The 19,245-nt window shown below is 39.1% G+C and carries 20 protein-coding genes; 5 read left to right on the top strand and 15 right to left on the bottom strand.

Annotated features, from left to right (window positions below):
* Positions 1-32: 32 nt before the first annotated feature.
* Both KSU66_RS05105 and KSU66_RS05100 read right to left on the bottom strand, forming a co-directional pair.
* Positions 33-503, bottom strand: coding sequence for an S-ribosylhomocysteine lyase (locus tag KSU66_RS05105; protein WP_269050340.1), 471 nt, complete (start codon positions 501-503; stop codon positions 33-35).
* A 13-nt stretch (positions 504-516) separates the two neighbouring features.
* Complete coding sequence (locus tag KSU66_RS05100; protein WP_269050339.1) at positions 517-1,155, bottom strand: class I SAM-dependent methyltransferase; 639 nt, start codon at positions 1,153-1,155, stop codon at positions 517-519.
* A 213-nt stretch (positions 1,156-1,368) separates the two neighbouring features.
* On the opposite strand from KSU66_RS05100, the gene KSU66_RS05095 reads away from it, so the two are divergent.
* Positions 1,369-1,956 (top strand): manganese efflux pump MntP, encoded by a 588-nt coding sequence (locus KSU66_RS05095; protein ID WP_269050338.1) that lies wholly within the window; start codon positions 1,369-1,371, stop codon positions 1,954-1,956.
* A gap of 74 nt (positions 1,957-2,030) precedes the next feature.
* On the opposite strand, the gene KSU66_RS05090 is transcribed toward KSU66_RS05095, so the two are convergent.
* Positions 2,031-2,771 (bottom strand): FixH family protein, encoded by a 741-nt coding sequence (locus KSU66_RS05090; RefSeq protein WP_269050337.1) that lies wholly within the window; start codon positions 2,769-2,771, stop codon positions 2,031-2,033.
* A 161-nt stretch (positions 2,772-2,932) separates the two neighbouring features.
* Between KSU66_RS05090 and KSU66_RS05085 the strand changes: the two genes are divergently transcribed.
* The 3 genes from KSU66_RS05085 to KSU66_RS05075 are packed head-to-tail and all read left to right on the top strand — an operon-like array spanning position 2,933 to position 5,590.
* Complete coding sequence (locus KSU66_RS05085; protein ID WP_269050336.1) at positions 2,933-3,607, top strand: response regulator transcription factor; 675 nt, start codon at positions 2,933-2,935, stop codon at positions 3,605-3,607.
* A gap of 2 nt (positions 3,608-3,609) precedes the next feature.
* Entirely contained in the window at positions 3,610-5,016 is a 1,407-nt protein-coding gene (locus KSU66_RS05080; protein ID WP_269050335.1) for a sensor histidine kinase, read from the top strand.
* Positions 5,017-5,032: 16 nt separating this feature from the next.
* A complete protein-coding gene (locus KSU66_RS05075) occupies positions 5,033-5,590 on the top strand; it encodes an SCO family protein (protein ID WP_269050334.1) in 558 nt (185 codons plus the stop codon).
* A gap of 32 nt (positions 5,591-5,622) precedes the next feature.
* Here KSU66_RS05075 and KSU66_RS05070 read toward each other — a convergent pair whose 3' ends face one another.
* The 4 genes from KSU66_RS05070 to KSU66_RS05055 form a co-directional block, all read right to left on the bottom strand.
* Positions 5,623-6,396 (bottom strand): DUF2935 domain-containing protein, encoded by a 774-nt coding sequence (locus tag KSU66_RS05070; RefSeq protein WP_269050333.1) that lies wholly within the window; start codon positions 6,394-6,396, stop codon positions 5,623-5,625.
* A gap of 70 nt (positions 6,397-6,466) precedes the next feature.
* Positions 6,467-8,473 carry a penicillin-binding transpeptidase domain-containing protein gene (locus tag KSU66_RS05065; protein WP_269050332.1) on the bottom strand — a complete coding sequence of 669 codons (2,007 nt, stop codon included), beginning with the start codon at positions 8,471-8,473 and terminating at the stop codon, positions 6,467-6,469.
* 100 nt (positions 8,474-8,573) lie between these two features.
* Positions 8,574-9,638, bottom strand: coding sequence for a 23S rRNA (adenine(2503)-C(2))-methyltransferase RlmN (rlmN, locus tag KSU66_RS05060; protein WP_269050331.1), 1,065 nt, complete (start codon positions 9,636-9,638; stop codon positions 8,574-8,576).
* Positions 9,639-9,718: 80 nt separating this feature from the next.
* Entirely contained in the window at positions 9,719-10,915 is a 1,197-nt protein-coding gene (locus KSU66_RS05055) for a CynX/NimT family MFS transporter (RefSeq protein ID WP_269050330.1), read from the bottom strand.
* A 462-nt stretch (positions 10,916-11,377) separates the two neighbouring features.
* On the opposite strand from KSU66_RS05055, the gene KSU66_RS05050 reads away from it, so the two are divergent.
* The gene (locus KSU66_RS05050) at positions 11,378-11,758 is read left to right on the top strand and encodes a hypothetical protein (RefSeq protein ID WP_269050329.1); all 381 of its coding nucleotides are present in this window, start codon (positions 11,378-11,380) and stop codon (positions 11,756-11,758) included.
* 176 nt (positions 11,759-11,934) lie between these two features.
* Here the strand turns inward: KSU66_RS05050 and KSU66_RS05045 are convergent, their stop codons facing one another.
* The 8 genes from KSU66_RS05045 to hisD form a co-directional block, all read right to left on the bottom strand.
* Positions 11,935-12,111 carry a hypothetical protein gene (locus tag KSU66_RS05045; RefSeq protein ID WP_269050328.1) on the bottom strand — a complete coding sequence of 59 codons (177 nt, stop codon included), beginning with the start codon at positions 12,109-12,111 and terminating at the stop codon, positions 11,935-11,937.
* Between the two features lie 189 nt (positions 12,112-12,300).
* On the bottom strand, positions 12,301-13,674 hold the full coding sequence (locus tag KSU66_RS05040; protein WP_269050327.1) for an S-layer homology domain-containing protein: 1,374 nt from the start codon (positions 13,672-13,674) through the stop codon (positions 12,301-12,303).
* Positions 13,675-14,044: 370 nt separating this feature from the next.
* A complete protein-coding gene (gene hisC, locus KSU66_RS05035) occupies positions 14,045-15,106 on the bottom strand; it encodes a histidinol-phosphate transaminase (protein ID WP_269050326.1) in 1,062 nt (353 codons plus the stop codon).
* A complete protein-coding gene (gene hisIE / locus KSU66_RS05030) occupies positions 15,099-15,740 on the bottom strand; it encodes a bifunctional phosphoribosyl-AMP cyclohydrolase/phosphoribosyl-ATP diphosphatase HisIE (protein ID WP_443028937.1) in 642 nt (213 codons plus the stop codon). Before hisIE ends, hisC begins: the two co-directional genes overlap by 8 nt.
* Before the next feature lie 6 nt (positions 15,741-15,746).
* Complete coding sequence (gene hisF / locus KSU66_RS05025) at positions 15,747-16,505, bottom strand: imidazole glycerol phosphate synthase subunit HisF (RefSeq protein WP_269050324.1); 759 nt, start codon at positions 16,503-16,505, stop codon at positions 15,747-15,749.
* Positions 16,495-17,217, bottom strand: a complete 723-nt coding sequence (gene hisA, locus KSU66_RS05020) for a 1-(5-phosphoribosyl)-5-[(5-phosphoribosylamino)methylideneamino]imidazole-4-carboxamide isomerase (protein WP_269050323.1) — start codon at positions 17,215-17,217, stop codon at positions 16,495-16,497. The genes hisF and hisA overlap by 11 nt, the downstream gene beginning before the upstream one ends.
* 164 nt (positions 17,218-17,381) lie before the next feature.
* The gene (hisB, locus tag KSU66_RS05015; RefSeq protein WP_269050322.1) at positions 17,382-17,966 is read right to left on the bottom strand and encodes an imidazoleglycerol-phosphate dehydratase HisB; all 585 of its coding nucleotides are present in this window, start codon (positions 17,964-17,966) and stop codon (positions 17,382-17,384) included.
* A gap of 2 nt (positions 17,967-17,968) precedes the next feature.
* Positions 17,969-19,243 (bottom strand): histidinol dehydrogenase, encoded by a 1,275-nt coding sequence (hisD, locus tag KSU66_RS05010; RefSeq protein ID WP_269050321.1) that lies wholly within the window; start codon positions 19,241-19,243, stop codon positions 17,969-17,971.
* Positions 19,244-19,245 lie beyond the last annotated feature (2 nt).

The raw sequence follows: 19,245 nt of genomic DNA, 5'->3' as shown, positions 1-19,245 counted from the left end.
AACTAATTCTTGTACATTGCCGAACACATTCATTACGCTTCCTTAGCATATACTTGGCGCCATTCAGCTTTTTTCGAAAGCATATTTTTCGCAAGTTCCTTTGCACCTTCTAAACTGTGGCTTGCAGCCCACCCACATTGTACTTCGTTGCATGCCGGCACCTCGGTTGCCACAACCACGTCTTCCAATGTTTTTTCTAAAATGCTAAGTACTTCATCATAATCATCATGATTTATAAGAGATAAATAAAACCCCGTTTGGCAACCCATTGGGCTAATATCTACAATTTGATCCGAATGATTTCGAATATTTTCCGCCATTAGATGCTCAATTGAATGCAAGGCCGGCATTTTCATAAACTCTTTATTCGGTTGTGTAAAACGGAGATCATATTTGTACACTTCATCACCGAATGATCCTTTTTTAGTACCTGCTAAACGCACATATGGTGCGGCTACTTTTGTATGATCTAAGTTAAAGCTTTCGACGTTCATTTTCTCCATTTATATCTCTCCCCTATTGTTTAGTTGCGTCCATGAGCCAAACATAATCATTAAGTTGCTTAAAGGTAACTTCAAATCCCGCTTTTATAAATAAATTCATAAGTGCGGATACCGTTGTATAATATTCTCGTTCCAAATCATCTGCGACATTGTGATAACCCCTTGCACGTTCTTTCTTGATTTGCGCTCTTTTTGCTTCTTCCGTAGCAAATAAGGTATCCGCAAAGATAATCTTTCCGTGCGCGGGTAAAATTCCCGCATATCGCTTCAGCGCAACTCCTTTTTCCTTATCTGTTAAATGGTGAAATACGTATGTGCTCACTATCGAATCAATTTGGACTCCGTCTAATTCAAAATCTAATAAATCACCGTCTATTACTTTAATAGACGGAAAACGATTAGCCGTCATTTGGCGCATCTTGTTATTCGGTTCGATTCCAGTAACATCGTGTCCCTGTTCTAACAACTTTTCAGTTAGGTTTCCAGTGCCTGTTCCAAATTCGAGAACTGCTCCATAAGCAGATGTCGCCACTTGCAATAAGATATCCCCATAACCTTCAAACACATCTCGATATTCCGGTTCTTCTCCCGCCACAGATGTTTCGTATGAATCAATCCATTCATCAAAAATATCGACAAATTCACGTCCCATTTCAACACTCCTTTTAACAAATATACTATTCCAACAGGTTTAGTGCGAATTAGGCGTAACACCATATTTATATCACATTACTAAACGAAATACTATATTTTTTTAGATATAGGTCGTATTTATCTTTCTTTTAATTTCCCTTACGCCTACACTCGGGTTCCTCTCCGTTCATATATATAGATGATTGACAAACGATTGCAGGAGGAAATAGACATGCAATGGTTAACCATATTGTTAATAGGTGTTGCGGCCAACATCGATAATTTAGGTATTAGTGTTTCCTTTGGACTGAAATCAAATCGGATTCCACTCCTATCCAATTTGCTAATTTCCTTTATCTCTATGCTATGTGCGTTTTTTTCCATAACCGCAGGAAGCTATTTATCCGATTATTTCTCACAGTCTATCGCCAACTTTATAGGTGGCTCCCTTATTATCGGACTTGGTGTATGGTGTATAGCCACTTCTCCTGTTTTCACAAAAGGGGACTTACCCCAAAAACAAACTTCCTGCCGCCCTATATCTCCAGGAATAGAGAAAATAAAATCAATTACTTGGAAAGAATCTATTTTTTTAGGCTTCATACTTGCATTAAACTGCTTAACGATTGGTTTCGGTGCTGGAGTCACTGGAGTCCCTCCACTTTTCACTTCACTCTCAATTGGTATATTTTCCGTTATTTCCATTTCACTTGGAATAATAGTGGGCAATAAAATCGGACACACAGTTCTGGGAAGATACTTAAATACCATTGCGGGACTTTTGCTGATAATTATAGGCATCTATGAAATGATGAATTGACTTTTCGAGCTATGCCCGTTAAACACAAAAGGAACCTTCTCAATCACACATCGAGAAAGTTCCTTTTGGTTTCCTTATTTTACGACTTCAATCAAGTGTTCTTCATGCTCATGCAATTCAGCATCGTCTTCCACGTGAATCACAATATGAAATGTCTCATCTTTGGCAAACACATGCACAGCTTTATATTCGCCCGAGGGGGATTCTTCAGCATTCACCCAATCACGGTTATCTGAATCGCTTTCCGTCCAAATTTCGTAACGCACTTTTACATTTTCCAACGGATTGCCGTCAAGTTGCAAATGTACAATGAGTTCTGCTTCGTCATTCACTTTCACAACATCTAGTTCAACGAAGTCCATAGAAAATCCTTCTGTCTTATGATCATGACCCTCGACTTCTTCGTAATCTCCACCATTACCGACTGTAACCGTCTTTGTTGGCATTGTATGCATATTTCTTGCCGTCACATGCACTTGAATATGGAATAGCCCATCGTGATCAAATGTAGTTTCAGCAGAATAGATTCCCTCTTTTTCGTTGATTGAATCCACCATTATGCTTTCTGTTTTTTTGCCTTCTTCCCATATTTCAAATTCCACGAGTGACGCATCCTCAACTTTTTCTTCGCCTTGTGTAACAAGCGACTCCATTTTTATTGTTTCACTAACGTCGGCCGCCTCAGGTACTGTTAATTCTACTGCAATCGGTAAGATGACTACATCTTCTTCCTCAACTTTTTCTTCATCTTTACTGCATGCTGCCATTACTCCAAGTACAAGTATAAATAAAAACATTAAAAACTTTCTTTTCATTTCGATTCCTCCAGATTCTTATTACTTAACCAATACCCTTAAGTTCAGTATGATTATAACAAACGATTAAGAACTATTTATGAAGTAGAATCGTTTCACATAAATTTCTTATCTGTAAGCGATAATATATAAGCTATGTTAAGAAGAAACGAGGTATTGCCATGAGTCGATTTACAGTGATGATTATAGACGATGAACATCAAATGAGAGAACTTGTCAGGACTTTTCTAGAAACGGATGGATATACCGTCATCGAAGCAACTGATGGTATACACGCGCTATCATTAATTAATAAAATGCCTCCGGACCTTTTAATTGTTGATGTCATGATGCCTTATATGGACGGATTTACATTCGCCAAAGAAGTCAAGAAATCACATGATATCCCTCTTATTTTCTTGTCTGCTAAAGGAGAAGAATGGGATAAAGTTCATGGGCTTAAACTTGGGGGCGATGACTATATCGTCAAACCATTTCTCCCCGCTGAATTACTAGCAAGAGTAGAGTCCGTATTACGACGAACGTACCAAACCGGAAAATCCGTTGACATATTACAAATTGGGCCGTTGACAATCGACCGGGATGCTCATAAAGCAAGTATAAACGGAACAGTTCTTTCCTTAACATTAAAAGAATTTGGTCTTCTTGATATACTTGCACAAAACAGAGGTCGTGTTTTTTCCCGGGAACAACTACTCAGAAGTGTCTGGGGGGAAGAACATAAAAGCAGCGAGCGCACGGTCGACACACATATTAAAACATTGCGGCTGAAATTGGGACAACACGGAGATTCAATTGAAACAATTTGGGGTGTCGGCTATCGATTCGAGGTGTAATTATGAAAAAATTAAAACTTACTTTAAGTAAAAAGATTTTATTACTCCTTCTTTCTAGCATTGGATTTACAATTCTTTTCTCTTTTTTCTTCCTTCATTTTTTATACTCAGAGTTGTATTTATCGAGTATGAAAGAATCCGTTATTTATCAAGGACAGCGAACAGCTTCCCATTATCATTACGGCGAACTAAGCGACGAGATTATCGAAAAAATTCAATGGTATAACATTGTCTCGGAGTACGAAATCATCGTTGTTGATGATTTGGAACAACTTTCTTCTTATTTCCCTTATAAAATTAATATGGAAACGCTTATCGCTGCAAATGATCGTGCAGATTTAGAAAATGGGCAATATATTATGAAAGAAGGATTTGTGGAAGAGTTGGATCGTGAAATCCTAGGCGCAATCTTTCCAATTAAAGGCGAGCAAGGCCTAATCGGCTTCATTTACATTTATGTGCCTCTTGCTGCAATTCAAGACGTATTTAAGGAAAGTATTCCAATCCTTATTGTCGTTGGGACACTATTTTTCCTCATTATATTTTTAGTTGCCAACCGACTTTGGAAAGCATTATTCAAGCCACTTAAAGATCTCCAGCAACACTCATTTGAAGTGTCACGTGGCAATTATTCAAATCGACTAAAGGCCGATCATAACGATGAAATTGGACAAGTAACCGAGGCATTCAACAAAATGAGCAAATCATTGGAACAGCAGGAAGAGCGTAAAAAGGAGTTTACTTCTAATCTCGTTCATGAGTTACGAACACCCCTTACGTACATTAGTGGCTATACACAAGCATTGAAACAACTAAATGATATGTCCTCTGATGATGCTACGAATTATATAACAACAATTGAAAAAGAAACCGAACGACTTAATAAACTTATCAATGATTTGATCGAATTAAATCATCTTGAAGAAAACCTTTATGTAATTGACCATCAACCTATCGCAATCGCACAATTATTATTCGATACAATTGATTTGTTTACCATTCATCTTGATAAAAAAGAACTTAATCCTAAGTTGACAATAGAAGAAGATCTTATTATAACTGGAGATCCACAACGTCTTGAACAAGTTTTTTACAATGTCATTGACAATGCCATTAAATATTCGAGCGCGGGAAGCAAGATGTCTATTGAGTTAAAAAGAACTAGTGCGTATGTGGAGTTCAAAGTCGTGAATGAAGGGCTTTCTATTCACCAAGACGATATTGACCGCATTGGTGAACGCTTCTTTCGTACAGATAAAGCACGAAATCGAACAACCGGTGGTACTGGGCTAGGTCTTTCCATAGTAAAAGAAATTGTAAAATTACATGACGGAACGTTTTCATTAACAAGCGATCGTCTTACAGGTACAAAAGTAACAATTCGATTACCAGGATTGTTATCCGATTAGAAAAATGAGGTGCATTATGAGAAAATCACATTGGCTACTAATACTTAGTTTACTTTTTCTTTCAGCATGCGGCTCACACCCACAACAAGAAAAAACAATTGTACCTTTCACATTCACAGACCAGCATGGACAACCTTTCGGAACAGATAATTTAACTGGAACTATTTGGGTCACCAATTTCATTTTCACAAACTGTACAACAGTCTGTCCACCAATGACAATAGAAATGGCCAAGTTGCAAGAACAATTTCATGAAAAAGAGATCGATGCACAATTCGTTTCATTCACTGTCGATCCATCCGTAGACTCACCCGATGTTCTAAACGAGTATTTACAGAACTTTACTGACGACGATTCAAACTGGCATACACTTACCGGGTATTCCCAAGAGACAATTGAAACATTTGCAAGAGAACAGTTTCAAACAATGGTACAAAAACCATCGTCATCCAATCAGGTAATCCACGGAACAAACTTTTACTTAATCGATAGAAATGGGACATTTGTGAATGAATACAATTACATCGATAATTCTTATGTTGAAGAAATGATTAAAGACATACAAAAACGCTAACCCGTTGAAAAGGTTAGCGTTTTTTATATTTCTTAATTCACAACTTCGTCTTCTAGGTTCTTCCATAAGTGATGGGCTTCTCTTGCAATGTGCTCCAACAAATTCGGTGGTGCCGTTGTAACCGCAGCACAAGCTTTGATAAGCTCACTTAATTCCAATTTAAAGGCTTCCAATGCTTTCGCTTCTTTAATCACCATTTGGTTAAACGTATTTAATACTGGCGATATCTCATTACGGGGTCGGCGTATTATTGTTTTAAGTGAAATTGCCTGAAGAAACAAGTTCTCAAATTTTCTTGTCATCGCTCTTACCTGGTCATGAAGCTCATAATTGGAGGCATCTACATAATGGCTAATGAAGATTAGATGGTCTAACATTTGCCTTAGCCAAAAGTGATTTTCATGGATTGTTGCGTCCGCTGGAGAAATATAAGCCCCGGTTTCTATTAGTTTAAAGACTACTAGAGCTTCTTCCGCTTCTCGTATCATGTGGTCGAGGAGGGAAGTTGGTGTTGAGATAATAACTTCACAGTGCAATGCCTTATCCATCGTATGGACGAGCAAATCGTGGAATTCATGTGTAGAGCTTTTTGCTTCGTCAAGTATCAATCCGATATCTCCTGTTTTGGATTCCGTCTTTGCAAATATTGTCCCCATGCGGTCAACCATCTGTTGGTTGGCCCGAGCTAATGCCATTTCGTGGTGACTTATTTCCCTGTCAAAAAATTCGCCGTGCTCAAAGTTATTGCGGACCCAGAAATCAATAATTCCATATGTGTCCCTGGAATAATTATCTGTATAGGGCAAAACTCCACCTCTTTCTTGATAGTTGATAACAACCTATCCTATGCGGGGTAGTGCCCAGATGTTCTGTCGCTTATTGCCCCATGACTTCCGCGACTTTTTTCACTACGTAGCCACTTCCGCCGTTATCTTCTACACTTTCGATCATCATTGCGATGATATAAGATGTTTCCACGGTTTGGTAAGCTACGAAAAAGCCATTTTCTTTTCCGGCTTTTTCCTGTGAAGATTTCAGTTCCGTAGTCCCTGTCTTTCCAGAAACATTTACAGTTAAGTTATTTGCATCTTTGCCCGTGCCATTTGTGACAACATCTCGTAAATCCGCTTGAAGAATGGCTGCATTTTCGGGTGAAATAAGTCCCTCTTTCCACACTTCGCCTTTAGGCTCTTCTTCGAATAAAACCGGTTTAACCATCTTGCCATCATTAATAATGGGTCCATAACTTGAGGCTAAGTGGACAATATTCATTAACATTTGGCCTTGTCCGAAAGATGTATCTATAAGTTGTCCCTCTGATTCAATCGTTCCATCATTCGATATTTGTGAAGCTCGAAGTGGATAACTAAATGGAATGTCTTCTCCAAAACCGAATTTATTGAAACCATCAATTAACGTTTCCTTCCCCATATTCATTGCTTCCATAGCAAAGTAAATATTATCGGAAAAAGCAATTGCTTTTTGTAAATCGATTGGGTTCGGTGGAGTATACACCCTTGTCACACCATAATTCCCCCACGATTCGTCTTTTTTCCACCGTTTTCCTTCAATCGTATAGCCCTTATTCGGATCAATTGTCCCTGCTTCCAAACCGATTGCAGCTGTCACAGGCTTTATCGCTGATCCAGGGGCATATGTCGCTGCAAATCGGTTCAATAACGGCTGTAGCGGATTTTCAGCCAATTCATTGTACCGCGATGTACCGACACCAATCATGAATTCGTTCGGATCAAAGGCCGGTGAACTCGTCAGCACAAGTGTTTCTCCTGTTTGTGGATCAATTGCAGCTGCTGTTCCCGGTTCTCCGCCCATCGCGTTAAACGTTCTCTGCTGAAGTTCTGCATCGATTGTTAGAGTGATTGAATCGCCGTCAGACGGTGCTTTCTCAGCGAGCGTAATTTTTTCTGCCCCTAAATCTGTTTTCTCAATATATATTCGGACTCCATCTTCTCCGCGAAACCGTTCTTCAAGAAGTTGTTCCAATCCACGTTTTCCTATATAGTCTGTTTCTTTATAGCCTTGGTCTTTCACTTTCTCTAACTCATCGGCGTTAATACGACCAATATAACCCGTTAGATGAGAAAGTGATTGTCCATATGGATATTCACGCATTCCAACTTCTGCATAAGTAACGCCAGGCACTTCAATCATTTTTTCAATGATATCACTTTGGGTCGATGCAATTTGTTTAATTGGAACGAAGAGCTCTGGCTTAACCCAACTTTGACCAAGTTGCTTTGTAATAAAGTCTGGCGTCGTGCCAAGTATTTCTGCAAGTCTTTCGACATCTGCATCTGCATTAAACTTTTCTGGTACGATCCCTGCCTCGTAACCACTACCGTTAATAGCTAATGGTCGTCCATTCCGATCATACATTTCGCCACGTTGGGAAGATAATTTAGAAATGCCGACTTTATCATTTTGTGTTAAGTCTGGCAGAGTGAAAGATGGATCCCACTCAACAAACCAGTTTTCTTCTTCATCTTTCTTTTCGTAAGATAAAACAACTTTCTTTTCAAATTCAATCGGTCCCGCAATTGTTTTCATTTTTATATGAACTGAAAACTCAGGTTGCTCATCAACCTTATATTTCTTAGTTTCTTCTGGTTTCGTAAAAGTAACTTCTACGTCTGTAATATTCAAGTCGGTATAAAGTTTAGTCGTCCGATCTATGTATTCTTCCGAACCGAATGCCTCTTTCGATGCTTCACTTACATATTCCTTATACATTTTAGTAAACTCAGCCTTGTTCCATAGCCCAACGTATGTCGAAAGCCGATCTTCAGGCGTGTCTTTCTTCGAACACGCTGCGAGTATAACTAATAAGACTAGCAAAATGCTTATAAACTTCCACTTTTTCATCGGAATTACACAACCCTTTCCATTTTTAAGTATAAAAACCCGATACAACAAGTCATTATACAACTAGTTATATCGGGTTTCTTATAAAATACATATCGTTTTAGATTGCTTTTTCTTTTTTAATTTGTTTACTTCTTAGTTGGCCACAAGCTGCGTCAATATCCGTTCCTTGTTCATGACGGACTCCGCAGTTAATCCCTTTGCCTTTTAACGTTTCATAAAATGCTTTAATGGCTTCTGGTTTACTCCTACTATATTGACCATGCTCATCAACCGGATTATAAGGAATCAAATTCACATAAGACAAATGGCGTTTGTTTTGAAGTAGTTTCGCAAGCTGTCTTGCTTCTTCTACATGATCATTGACATCGTCTAGAAGAATATATTCAAATGTAATGCGACGGTTCGTCGTTTCCAAATAATAATCGATCGATGCCATGAGTTTTTCAATTGGGAACGCTTTGTTTATTTTCATAATACGTGTCCGTAGTTCGTCATTCGGGGCATGTAATGATACCGCCAAATTGATTTGTATATTTTCTTCCGCAAACTCATTTATTTTATGCGCCAGCCCACTCGTTGAGACCGTAATATGCCTTGCACCAATCGCAAGACCTTTGTTATCGTTTACTACGCGTAAGAAAGCCATCAAGTTCGTATAATTATCAAACGGTTCGCCAATTCCCATAACAACGATATGGCTAACTCGCTCGTCCAATTCTTTTAGATCTAAATGCTGTTGTACTTTCATAATTTGTTCAACAATTTCTCCACTTGTTAAATCACGGTTCTTCTTCAGTAATCCGCTCGCGCAAAAACTACAGCCAATATTACAACCGACTTGAGTCGTTACACAAACCGAATAACCATAAGGAAATTTCATTAACACCGTTTCGATTAAATTGCCATCTTGCATTTTAAACAAAAACTTAATCGTTCCATCTTCTGACTCTTGTTTAACGGACTGTTCCAACGTCTGGATGACAAAACTTTCTTCCAGCAACTCGATACAATCTTTGTTCATATTTTTCATATCCGTGAAGTTTGACACCCGTTTTTTATAAAGCCAATTCCAAATTTGCTCCGCACGAAATCTCTTTTGTCCGTTTTCCAAAAGCCATTCGGTCAACTGATCCATTGTAAGTCCATATATAGATTTCTTCATTAGTTAGTTATCCTCATTTCGAAAAAATACAATTCACTCATTATACTACGTCAATATAGAAAATGGAACAACTATTTTACTCAGGATACATACCCTTTTTTCCCGGCACCCATCCCAAATATGAAAAGAAATACAGAGACAATTACGAGTGCAATTAAAGGTATCGTCCAATTGCCCGTTGAATCTCGTAAATAACCGAATAGGAGTGGACCAAATGCCGCGAGTAGATAACCAAATGATTGTGCCATGCCCGATAGCTCTGCCGCTTCATCAGAATTTGTTGTTCGCAAGCTAAAGAACATCATCGCCAAACTAAATGAGCAACCACAAGCAATCCCTATAAATATCATCCATAAAGGAATCAAAAAAGGATCTGCAAATAACAATCCAGCAGTCCCCATTGCAAATAAAGAAGCTGTAATTGCAACTAATACGCGTTGATCTTTTAATCTGCCTGCAATAATGGGTACGATAAAAGTAAATGGTAAGACAGCAAATTGCAGAAGCGAAATCATCCAACCCGATGCGGCAGCGGTAAGTCCTTGATGCCGAAGGATTTCAGGAAACCAAGCAATAATCGAATAATAAATAAGCGATTGGAGCCCCATGAAAAAAGTGACTTTCCAAGCGAGTGGTGATCGCCATAATTGGCTAGACTTTTTTTCTTGTTCTTGACTACTATGTACCGATTTATGTTCGTGCCTGAGTTGTGGAATCCACAGAAGAATTGCAGCAATTGTTAAGAAGCCAAAAATAGCAAGAGCCCCTTGCCATCCCAACCAAGAAATTGAAGCTAGTGGAACACTTATCCCCGATGCAATGGCTGAACTTAAATTCATTGAAACGGCGTAAACGCCGGTCATTAAACCAATGCGATGGATAAAGTTTTTCTTTATTAATGCAGGAAGGAGTACATTACTAATGGCAATCGCTAAACCAATTAACAATGTTCCAACAAATAATGTTTCAATCAAGTTTACGGAACGCAGTCCTATACCAAGTGTCAAGACGAATAATGAGATGAAAATCGTATGCTCCATACCGAATCGACGAGATAATTTTGCAGCAAACGGTGAGATAAATGCAAAGGCGAGTAAAGGAAGTGTTGTTAATATACCTGCTACTGTATTTGATATTTCAAAGCTATCTCGAATCGAACTGATTAGCGTTCCAACAGCTGTAATCGGTGCCCGCAAGTTCGATGCAAGAAGAATTATTCCAATGACAAGCAATCCGATACCCGGATTAAAGTTTCGTTTTCCAACTAATTCTTTCATGATAAATCCCCCATGTCTTCTTTTATTTTTCATTCGAAGACTATGAAAAAGTATACGGAAGTTCCGCTTTAATGTCTATCTATTCAGAAACCACTTTTTGCTATTTCTTAGGATATTTCTCTTGTCGAATATGTTTTTTCTACTAATAGGATGAAATATAAAATTCTATTCGTTTTACTATATGGGTTGAACTAAAGAATGTGCTACCTAGTTGATTGTAGTGGAAAGTGGCGACTCCAGCGGGAAAAGCTTGAGCGGAAGGCCCCGCAGGAGCTTGCGGCGAGAAGACTGTAGCCAAGCCCGCAGAAAGCGTCCGCTTGGAACGGAAATCAACGGCCCGGTAAAGCAATCATCATTGGATTTTTCCGGTTAGAATCTTTAATTCAACATATATATAAAGGGTTTTAGTAGCACAACCGCCCTTTTGTTCGTTATGATAACTAAAGAAAGTAGGTGTAGCGAATGGAAAGACATTACGGAAAGTTTGGAGCTATTACAGGTTTATTAACTTTTATTTTAATGGGTGTAGGTGTGCGTAATGTATTGGGGGAAACTCTTGAACTTATGAACATTATAGCATTTGCTATTTTTGGTCTAATTATTGGTACTGCAAATGCAGCCCTTTTGTTTTACAAACTTCGAATTGCATTCCCCATTTTTTTAGTCGCTGTAGTACTTGGATTCTTTGAGTTCTTTCGTAGTTTTTTAACAAATATAAATGGACAAGGCGACTTAATAGGAATATTGTCCTTATTTATGATTACATCATTTGGATTGGGTCTTGCTTTATTTACGGAATTCGTCGTTTACCTCGTTCGAAAAAATAAGGAATCGCAAGCTTAGGGAACCAGAAAAACCGAACCTCTTTCACAGAAGTTCGGGGTTTTTCACGTTATTCATATACTGAACTTATGGATGTGACCACCAATCTAGCGAAGGCGTCTATTGGTTTATGGCGGGAGACATCCCCTAGCGCCAAGCGGGCTTGGTAGGATTCTTTATTTCAACGTATAGGGACTCTATTTTTTTTGAGCATTCTCTTTCAGTTTATTATGTTTAACAATAGCCGTCACGATGTTCAGAAGACATAATGCAGCAAACATAGCCGCAAAACCATACTGTTCATTGGTAAAACGAGTATAAGCAAAATAACCCATAAATATGATTAGTGCAATATCAATATATTTCGATACCATTCTCTTGACCTCCTACTATGTACACTTTGTATTTCAACTAGTATAACAGTTCATCTATACTACCACCACTTATGAATGAATATCTATGAATGATAAACTTCTTCAAGTTGCCCCTAAGGAAAGTAGTCAATTTCACTAAAAAACAATCTCACCCCTTAATTAAGGAGTGTGAGATTGTTCGAATTGTCTTTATTGGAACTGTTGGAATACTAAAGTAGTAGTTACGAAAATTTTTGCTGCTTGACCACGTGTCGTTGAATCATCCGGCATAAACTTTCCATCCGATCCATGCGCAATTTCAAAATCAAACAACATTGAAATCGCGTTTTGGGTTACCGCATCATAACTTCCAATATCGGAAAATGGGGCTACTTCGGCTGCAACATACGGTTGTCCCGTTACAATTGTATACGTCCGATTAATCATTAATGCTAACTGTGCCCGTGTTACTGGTTCCGAAGGCTTAAACGTTCCATCACTCGTTCCCTTTGTAATACCGAATTTATATGCGGCTGCAATTTCTGCTTGTGTGCCTTTTGAATAGTTCCTTATATCTGGGAACGGAGCCGCTACATCTGATTTCAACTTAAGTGCACGAACAATTATTGCCGCGGCTTGTACACGATTTAACTCGTCATCTGGTTTAAACGTTCCATCAGAATGTCCCGCTATAAGGCCAAGAGCTACTGACTGTTCGATGAATTGTTTGAAACGATTATTTTCTATATCCGGAAAAATTGCTGGTGGTGTTGGATTATTTCCTAATAGTGCTCGAGCGAATAATCCCGCCACTGCTTGATATCCAGCTTCACTTAGATGAATGTTTTCCGGGTTTGGAAGGTATGCATCATAGTTTTCTGCAATTTTTTCGGCTGTTGGTACAAATACCGCGCTCGTTCCAGTAATTCCCGCTTGGATTGCAGTATTTAATCCGTCCACCAATTGCTTAAACTGTGGCTGCAATGCCTCTGCGCGATGTGGAAATGGATTAAAGTAACCCATTACATATACTTGGACATCGGGGTTAAGCGCATAAATGCCAGCCATAATTTGGTGATAATTCACTCCGACTTGCTGAATTTTCGCCATAACTTGGGCAGTATCCAAAACCGGAATACCCGTATCTGGATCGAATACAATACCGCCTAACGCATCATTGGCTCCTACACTAATTGTAATTACTTCCGCTGCTTTAATTGATGCATACAGCTCCGCAGTTTCTCCATCATTTCCTTGACCATGAACTGCTTTCGTCACGTTTTCCTGAAGGTCTTTTAAAACGTCTGTTGTCTTATAGCCTGGAACCGAAAAACCTTTGTTAAATGATTTTAACGAATTCGTAGATTGCATAGTGAGTGCTAGGAAATCCGAATATGCTTGTCCGGGTAGACCGTCTGAATTAATGCCGTACGCCAACGAATCACCTAATGCCAAGTAATCTACCTGATCCGTTTCTGTTAGAGCTGTTGAACCGTTTGCTAATGATTGTAACGGTATCGCTACGAGTTGAAAAATTAGTGCAAAGACGAACAGAATTCGAAATTTCATCATCGATTTAATCATTAAAATCCTCCCTTTTTATGTTTTTCGAATTAGTTGCGCTTGTACGAGTCCACCTCCCAATTAATTGCAGTAAACACTGTTTCATATTTATGTGTATGTCTGACTGAATTATCATTTCTGTCAGACCGTGAAACCATACAAAACGCCCTTATCTTCATTCAAAAGTACTATATTCATTATAAACTATTTCTCTATTTCGCGTATAACATTTTCAGAATAAACTGAACCCTTGATCCTTGAAAATAATAAGGTTCAGGAAGTTAAGAAAAATTTATACCATTTGACCATTATTCTCCATTACGTAATAACCGGACAATTATACAAGAAACGCCGCGGCTTATCGCATAAAGATTACGATAAGCTGCGGCGTTTAGATATTGATAATTTCATGAAGTTTCGAAAAAAACTTTTCCATCTGATCATCTGTCCCGATTGTAATGCGTAAATAGTTATCAATCGGTTGTTTATCGAAATGTCTAACAAGAATGCCTTCTTTTTTTAACTCGGTATAGAGCCACTTCGCTAAATACATTGGATGTGTTGCAAATACGAAGTTGGCCTGCGAAGGTAAAACATCAAAACCAAGAAGTCGCATTTTTTCCATTACACCTTCACGGGTTGAGATAATTCGTTCGGTTGCCTTTTGAAAATGCGCTTTATCCTCAAACGCCGCCTGCGCTCCAACAAGTGCGAGACGATCGATTGTATACGAGTTAAAGGAGTCCTTCATGCGTATTAGCGCATCAATTAGCGAACTGTTCCCTAGTGCGAAACCAACACGTAGACCCGCCAACGACCGCGATTTTGAAGTTGTTTGAACAACGAGCACATTGTCATATTTCCGAACTAAGCTTGCCGCAGATTGCGCCGCAAAGTCCACATACGCCTCGTCAATAATGACAACTTGAGTTGGATTGTTCTTAATAATCGCTTCAATATGATCAATTCCGACGTATAAGCTTGTTGGCGCGTTTGGATTCGGTAGTATGACACCACCTTTAGATTGGAAGTAATCTTCCGCGTCTATGCTAAAATCATCCTTTAGAGCAATTTCTTCAAATGGAATATCAAATAATTTCGCATACACTGGATAGAAGCTATATGTCACTTCAGGAAATCGGATTGGTTCACCCGGTTCAAAAAATGCCATGAACGAAAATGCCAATACTTCATCAGATCCGTTACCGATAAATACCTCATTCGCACTCAAATTATAATAATCCCCTATTGTTTGTCTAAGATTATCTGCTGTCGGAGAAGGATATAAATGCAACTTTCCTTTTAATTCTTCTTCAATCACAGCTAACACTTTTGGACTTGGTGGATACGGATTTTCATTCGTATTTAACTTGATCAAGTCTACTTGTTCAAGTTGTTCTCCCGGCACATACGGTTCCGCCCGCTTTGCCATCTGGCTCCAAAATTTACTCACCCGGAACCACTTCGCTTTTTGAGCTTCTTTTAACTAATTCTTTTTTCACATCTTCTATGCTTACACCAGCAATTTCCATGAGCACAAGCGTATGATATGTTAAGTCCGCCAACTCACTTGTTAGTTCTTCTTTGTCTTCATTTTTTGCGCCGATAATAACTTCGCTTGACTCTTCGCCAACTTTTTTCAGCACTTTATCGATACCTTCTCGGAATAAGTACGACGTGTATGAACCTTCGATAGGATTCGAACGACGATTTTTAATCTCTACAATTAGCTCTTGAATAATTGCGCGGTTCGACGTTTCTCCCTCAGATTTCTTATTGTCAAAACAAGTTTCTTCGCCTGTATGACAAGCCGGCCCCATCGGAGTAACCTGTACTAAAATCGCATCACTGTCGCAATCTAACGATAGACTGTTGACGGTTTGACCGTTTCCTGAAGTTGCCCCTTTATTCCATAATTCTTGTCGTGACCTGCTGAAAAACCATGTTTCTTTCGTTTCAATTGTTTTTTCTAACGCTTCTTTATTCATATAAGCAAGCATGAGTACTTTCCCTGTTTTATCATCTTGAACAATCGCGGGAATTAACCCTTTTTCATCAAACGAAATCGATTCAATTTGTATAGTCATCATCAATCATTCCTTAATTGGGATATTTTCCGACTGTAAATACTTTTTAAGTTCAGTAATATTAATTTCACCGTAATGGAACACAGAAGCCGCGAGAGCCGCATCCGATTTTCCTTCTGTTAAAACCGTCACAAAATGTTCTTTCGTTCCTGCTCCCCCACTTGCCACAATAGGAATGTTAACCGCTTCCGCAATCGTTCGGAGCAACTCAACGTCATAGCCGTCCTTAACACCATCACCATCGATGCTGTTTACTACAAGTTCACCCGCGCCTAACTGTTCGCCTCGTACAGCCCACTCGATTGCATCCATTCCTGTATCTTTATTGCCGCCCCTTACAAAGATTGACCATTTTGAAGGTCCAACTTTTTGTACGTCCATCGATAAAATAATTTTGTCTGATCCAAACTTTTCGGAAGCTTGTTGAATAATCGATGGATCCTCTACTGCAATGCTATTAATCGATACTTTATCAGCGCCTGCATCCAAAACATTTTGAATATCTTGAAGCGTTCGGATTCCACCACCAACTGTGAATGGAATCGGCACTTCTTTTGCGATTTTTTCAACTGCATCCAAAAATAAACTTCTGTTTTCGGTGGATGCGGTAATATCGTAAAATACGAGCTCATCGGCACCGTCTTGTACATACTTTTTCGCTAGTTCTAGGGGATCTGCCACATCTTCGATATTTTGAAACCTTTTACCTTTTACAACTCGTCCTTTGTCGACATCTAAACATGGTATGATTCGTTTATTTCCCATTATTGTCATCCCCCATTAGTTTTTCTAAGGATAAATTGCCGTCATATAATGCTTTCCCGATAATTGCACCGTATAAATCCATCGTCTTTAATTGTTTAATATTGCCTTCAGTTGACACACCACCTGAAGCAATCACATCGATTGACGATGCTCTATTCACCGCGTCCAACTCTTCGAAATTCGGGCCTTGCATCATACCGTCTTTAAATATATCTGTATAAATAACTGTTTTCACGCCCAACTTTTCCAACTCTTTCAGAAGATCTATTGCTTGCACGTCACTCGTTTCCGTCCAACCATCTGTTGCGACGAAACCGTTTCGTGCATCAATTGATACGGCAATTTTATCGCCGTATTTTTCGACGGCTTCTTTTAAAAATACTTTGTCACTAATTGCGGCTGTTCCGATAATTACCCGACTAACACCACTTTCAATATGAGCATCAATGATTTCCATTGAACGGATGCCCCCACCAACTTGAACAGGGATTGAAACTGCCTTCGCAACCGCTTGAATGGCCTCACGATTGGATGAATTTCCCGACTTTGCGCCGTCTAAATCGATAAGGTGCAAGTACTCGGCACCTTGTCTTTGCCACTCCAACGCCATATCCGTTGGCGAATCACCATAGACAATTTCTTTGTTATAATCACCTTGAATCAGTCGAACACAGTTGCCATTACGTATATCAATTGCTGGAAAAAGAATCATGAATATATCTCCTTTTTATAGGCGCTGTTAAATTATACTGTTGATTTCCGTTCCAGGCGGACGCTTTCCGCTCCAATCAACAGTGAAATATAACAAATCCTTTTTATAAAGTACGTCCTACTAGTCCTTCTAACACGCTATGATGCTCAATATTCACCTCAAAGTCAGAGCATTCCCTTTGTCGACGGGATTCCTTTAACATTTGGGTTAATCGTACTCGCTGCATTTAATGCGCGCCCGAATGCTTTGAAAATAGATTCGATAATATGGTGGCTATTTTTTCCATACTGCAAATTGATATGTAACGTCACTTTCGCATGACTGACAAACGCTTGGAAAAATTCCTCCACCAATTCTGTATCGAAATCTCCTACCTTATCTTTTAGTCCTTCGACATTATAAACTAAAAATGGTCGACCGCTAATGTCAATTGACACCGTAGACAATGCCTCATCCATCGGAATCGAAATCGTTGCATACCGGTCAATGCCTTCTTTTGTTCCAATACTTTCATAAAATGCTTGCCCTAATACAATTCCAATATCTTCAACTGTATGATGCTGGTCGACTTCGATATCCCCATCACAACGGACTGATAAATCAAACAGACCGTGCTTTGTAAATAACGTCAACATATGATCCAAAAATCCAACACCTGTTTCAATTATTGTTTCTCCAGTTCCATCAATGGAAAAATCCATTTCAATCGATGTTTCAGCAGTTGTTCTTGAAATACTATTTTTACGCACTGTTAGTCGTCCGCCTTTCGTATTTGAATCGAATTTGCATGGGCCGATAAGCCTTCTGCATTCGCTAACGTTATGATTTCGTTAGATACATCTTGTAATGCTTGTTTTGTGTAGTGAATAATACTTGATTTCTTCATAAAATCATACACGCCAAGTGGTGATGAAAATGCTGCCGTTCCACTCGTTGGAAGTGTGTGATTCGGCCCAGCAACGTAATCTCCTAAAGCTTCTGGGGAATAGTTCCCTAAAAATATTGCCCCTGCATTTTGAATAGATTGCATGTGTTCCAACGGATTTTCAATCATCAGTTGTAAATGTTCAGGGGCAAGTTCGTTTACTAGCTGAAATGCTTCCTCCAATGATTCGACAACAATAATCCGTCCGTTATCTCGGATTGATTGTTCAATAATCGTTTTCCGGTCTAAACTCACCATTTGTTTTTCGACTTCTACTTGTAGGCTCTCAGCAAACGCACTGCTCGTCGTAATACAAAGTGCCGTTGCACGTTCATCATGTTCTGCTTGGGATAGTAAGTCGGCTGCTACAAAGCTTGGTATAGCCGTGTCATCTGCAACTACACATATTTCACTAGGTCCGGCAATCATATCAATTGCAACTTCACCGTAAACCCATTTTTTCGCACGTGCTACATACGCATTGCCCGGACCAACAATTTTCACTACTTTACGCACCGTTTCCGTGCCATACGCTAATGCGGCGATTGCTTGGGCTCCACCTACTTTATAGACGACATCCACTCCCGCTTCCGCAGCGGCTACAAGTACATGTGGGTTAATCTTCCCATCGGACTGTACCGGAGTTGTCATGACGATGTTCGAAACACCTGCAATTTTCGCTGGAATAGCATTCATTAAGACCGTTGAAGGGTATGATGCTTTTCCTCCCGGTACATAGATGCCTACTCTATTTAACGCTGTCACTTTCTGTCCAAGCAACACACCATTTTCACCATTTATAAACCACGATTGTTCTTTTTGCACTTCATGAAATGCAGTGATGTTTTGTTTCGCTTTTTGAATCGCTTCGATAAATTCAGTCGTAACAAGTGACTGGGCTTCTTCGAACTCTTCTTGTGTGACGATTAAATTTTCTAAACGCACGTCGTCAAATTGTTCAGTAAATTTAATAAGTGCTTTGTCACCGTTTTTTCGAACTTCGGCAATTATTTGAAGGACTGTACGGTCTAGTTCTTCATTGTTTTGTTCGTTAGATTGTTTATCTTCATTAGTATATTGTTCAGCTGTCAAAATTCTCAATT

This window comes from Sporosarcina sp. G11-34 (assembly GCF_026931025.1).
The sequence above is the reverse complement of the archived record's forward strand: the minus strand, read 5'-3'. Positions and strand labels throughout refer to the sequence as shown.

Bases quoted from the DNA above. Each gene is read 5' to 3' on its own strand.
- KSU66_RS05105 (WP_269050340.1), bottom strand. From the start codon at position 503: ATGGAGAAAATGAACGTCGAAAGCTTTAACTTAGATCATACAAAAGTA.
- KSU66_RS05100 (WP_269050339.1), bottom strand. From the start codon at position 1,155: ATGGGACGTGAATTTGTCGATATTTTTGATGAATGGATTGATTCATAC.
- KSU66_RS05095 (WP_269050338.1), top strand. From the start codon at position 1,369: ATGCAATGGTTAACCATATTGTTAATAGGTGTTGCGGCCAACATCGAT.
- KSU66_RS05090 (WP_269050337.1), bottom strand. From the start codon at position 2,771: ATGAAAAGAAAGTTTTTAATGTTTTTATTTATACTTGTACTTGGAGTA.
- KSU66_RS05085 (WP_269050336.1), top strand. From the start codon at position 2,933: ATGAGTCGATTTACAGTGATGATTATAGACGATGAACATCAAATGAGA.
- KSU66_RS05080 (WP_269050335.1), top strand. From the start codon at position 3,610: ATGAAAAAATTAAAACTTACTTTAAGTAAAAAGATTTTATTACTCCTT.
- KSU66_RS05075 (WP_269050334.1), top strand. From the start codon at position 5,033: ATGAGAAAATCACATTGGCTACTAATACTTAGTTTACTTTTTCTTTCA.
- KSU66_RS05065 (WP_269050332.1), bottom strand. From the start codon at position 8,473: ATGAAAAAGTGGAAGTTTATAAGCATTTTGCTAGTCTTATTAGTTATA.
- rlmN (WP_269050331.1), bottom strand. From the start codon at position 9,638: ATGAAGAAATCTATATATGGACTTACAATGGATCAGTTGACCGAATGG.
- KSU66_RS05055 (WP_269050330.1), bottom strand. From the start codon at position 10,915: ATGAAAGAATTAGTTGGAAAACGAAACTTTAATCCGGGTATCGGATTG.
- KSU66_RS05050 (WP_269050329.1), top strand. From the start codon at position 11,378: ATGGAAAGACATTACGGAAAGTTTGGAGCTATTACAGGTTTATTAACT.
- KSU66_RS05045 (WP_269050328.1), bottom strand. From the start codon at position 12,111: ATGGTATCGAAATATATTGATATTGCACTAATCATATTTATGGGTTAT.
- KSU66_RS05040 (WP_269050327.1), bottom strand. From the start codon at position 13,674: ATGATTAAATCGATGATGAAATTTCGAATTCTGTTCGTCTTTGCACTA.
- hisIE (WP_443028937.1), bottom strand. From the start codon at position 15,740: ATGACTATACAAATTGAATCGATTTCGTTTGATGAAAAAGGGTTAATT.
- hisF (WP_269050324.1), bottom strand. From the start codon at position 16,505: ATGGGAAATAAACGAATCATACCATGTTTAGATGTCGACAAAGGACGA.
- hisA (WP_269050323.1), bottom strand. From the start codon at position 17,217: ATGATTCTTTTTCCAGCAATTGATATACGTAATGGCAACTGTGTTCGA.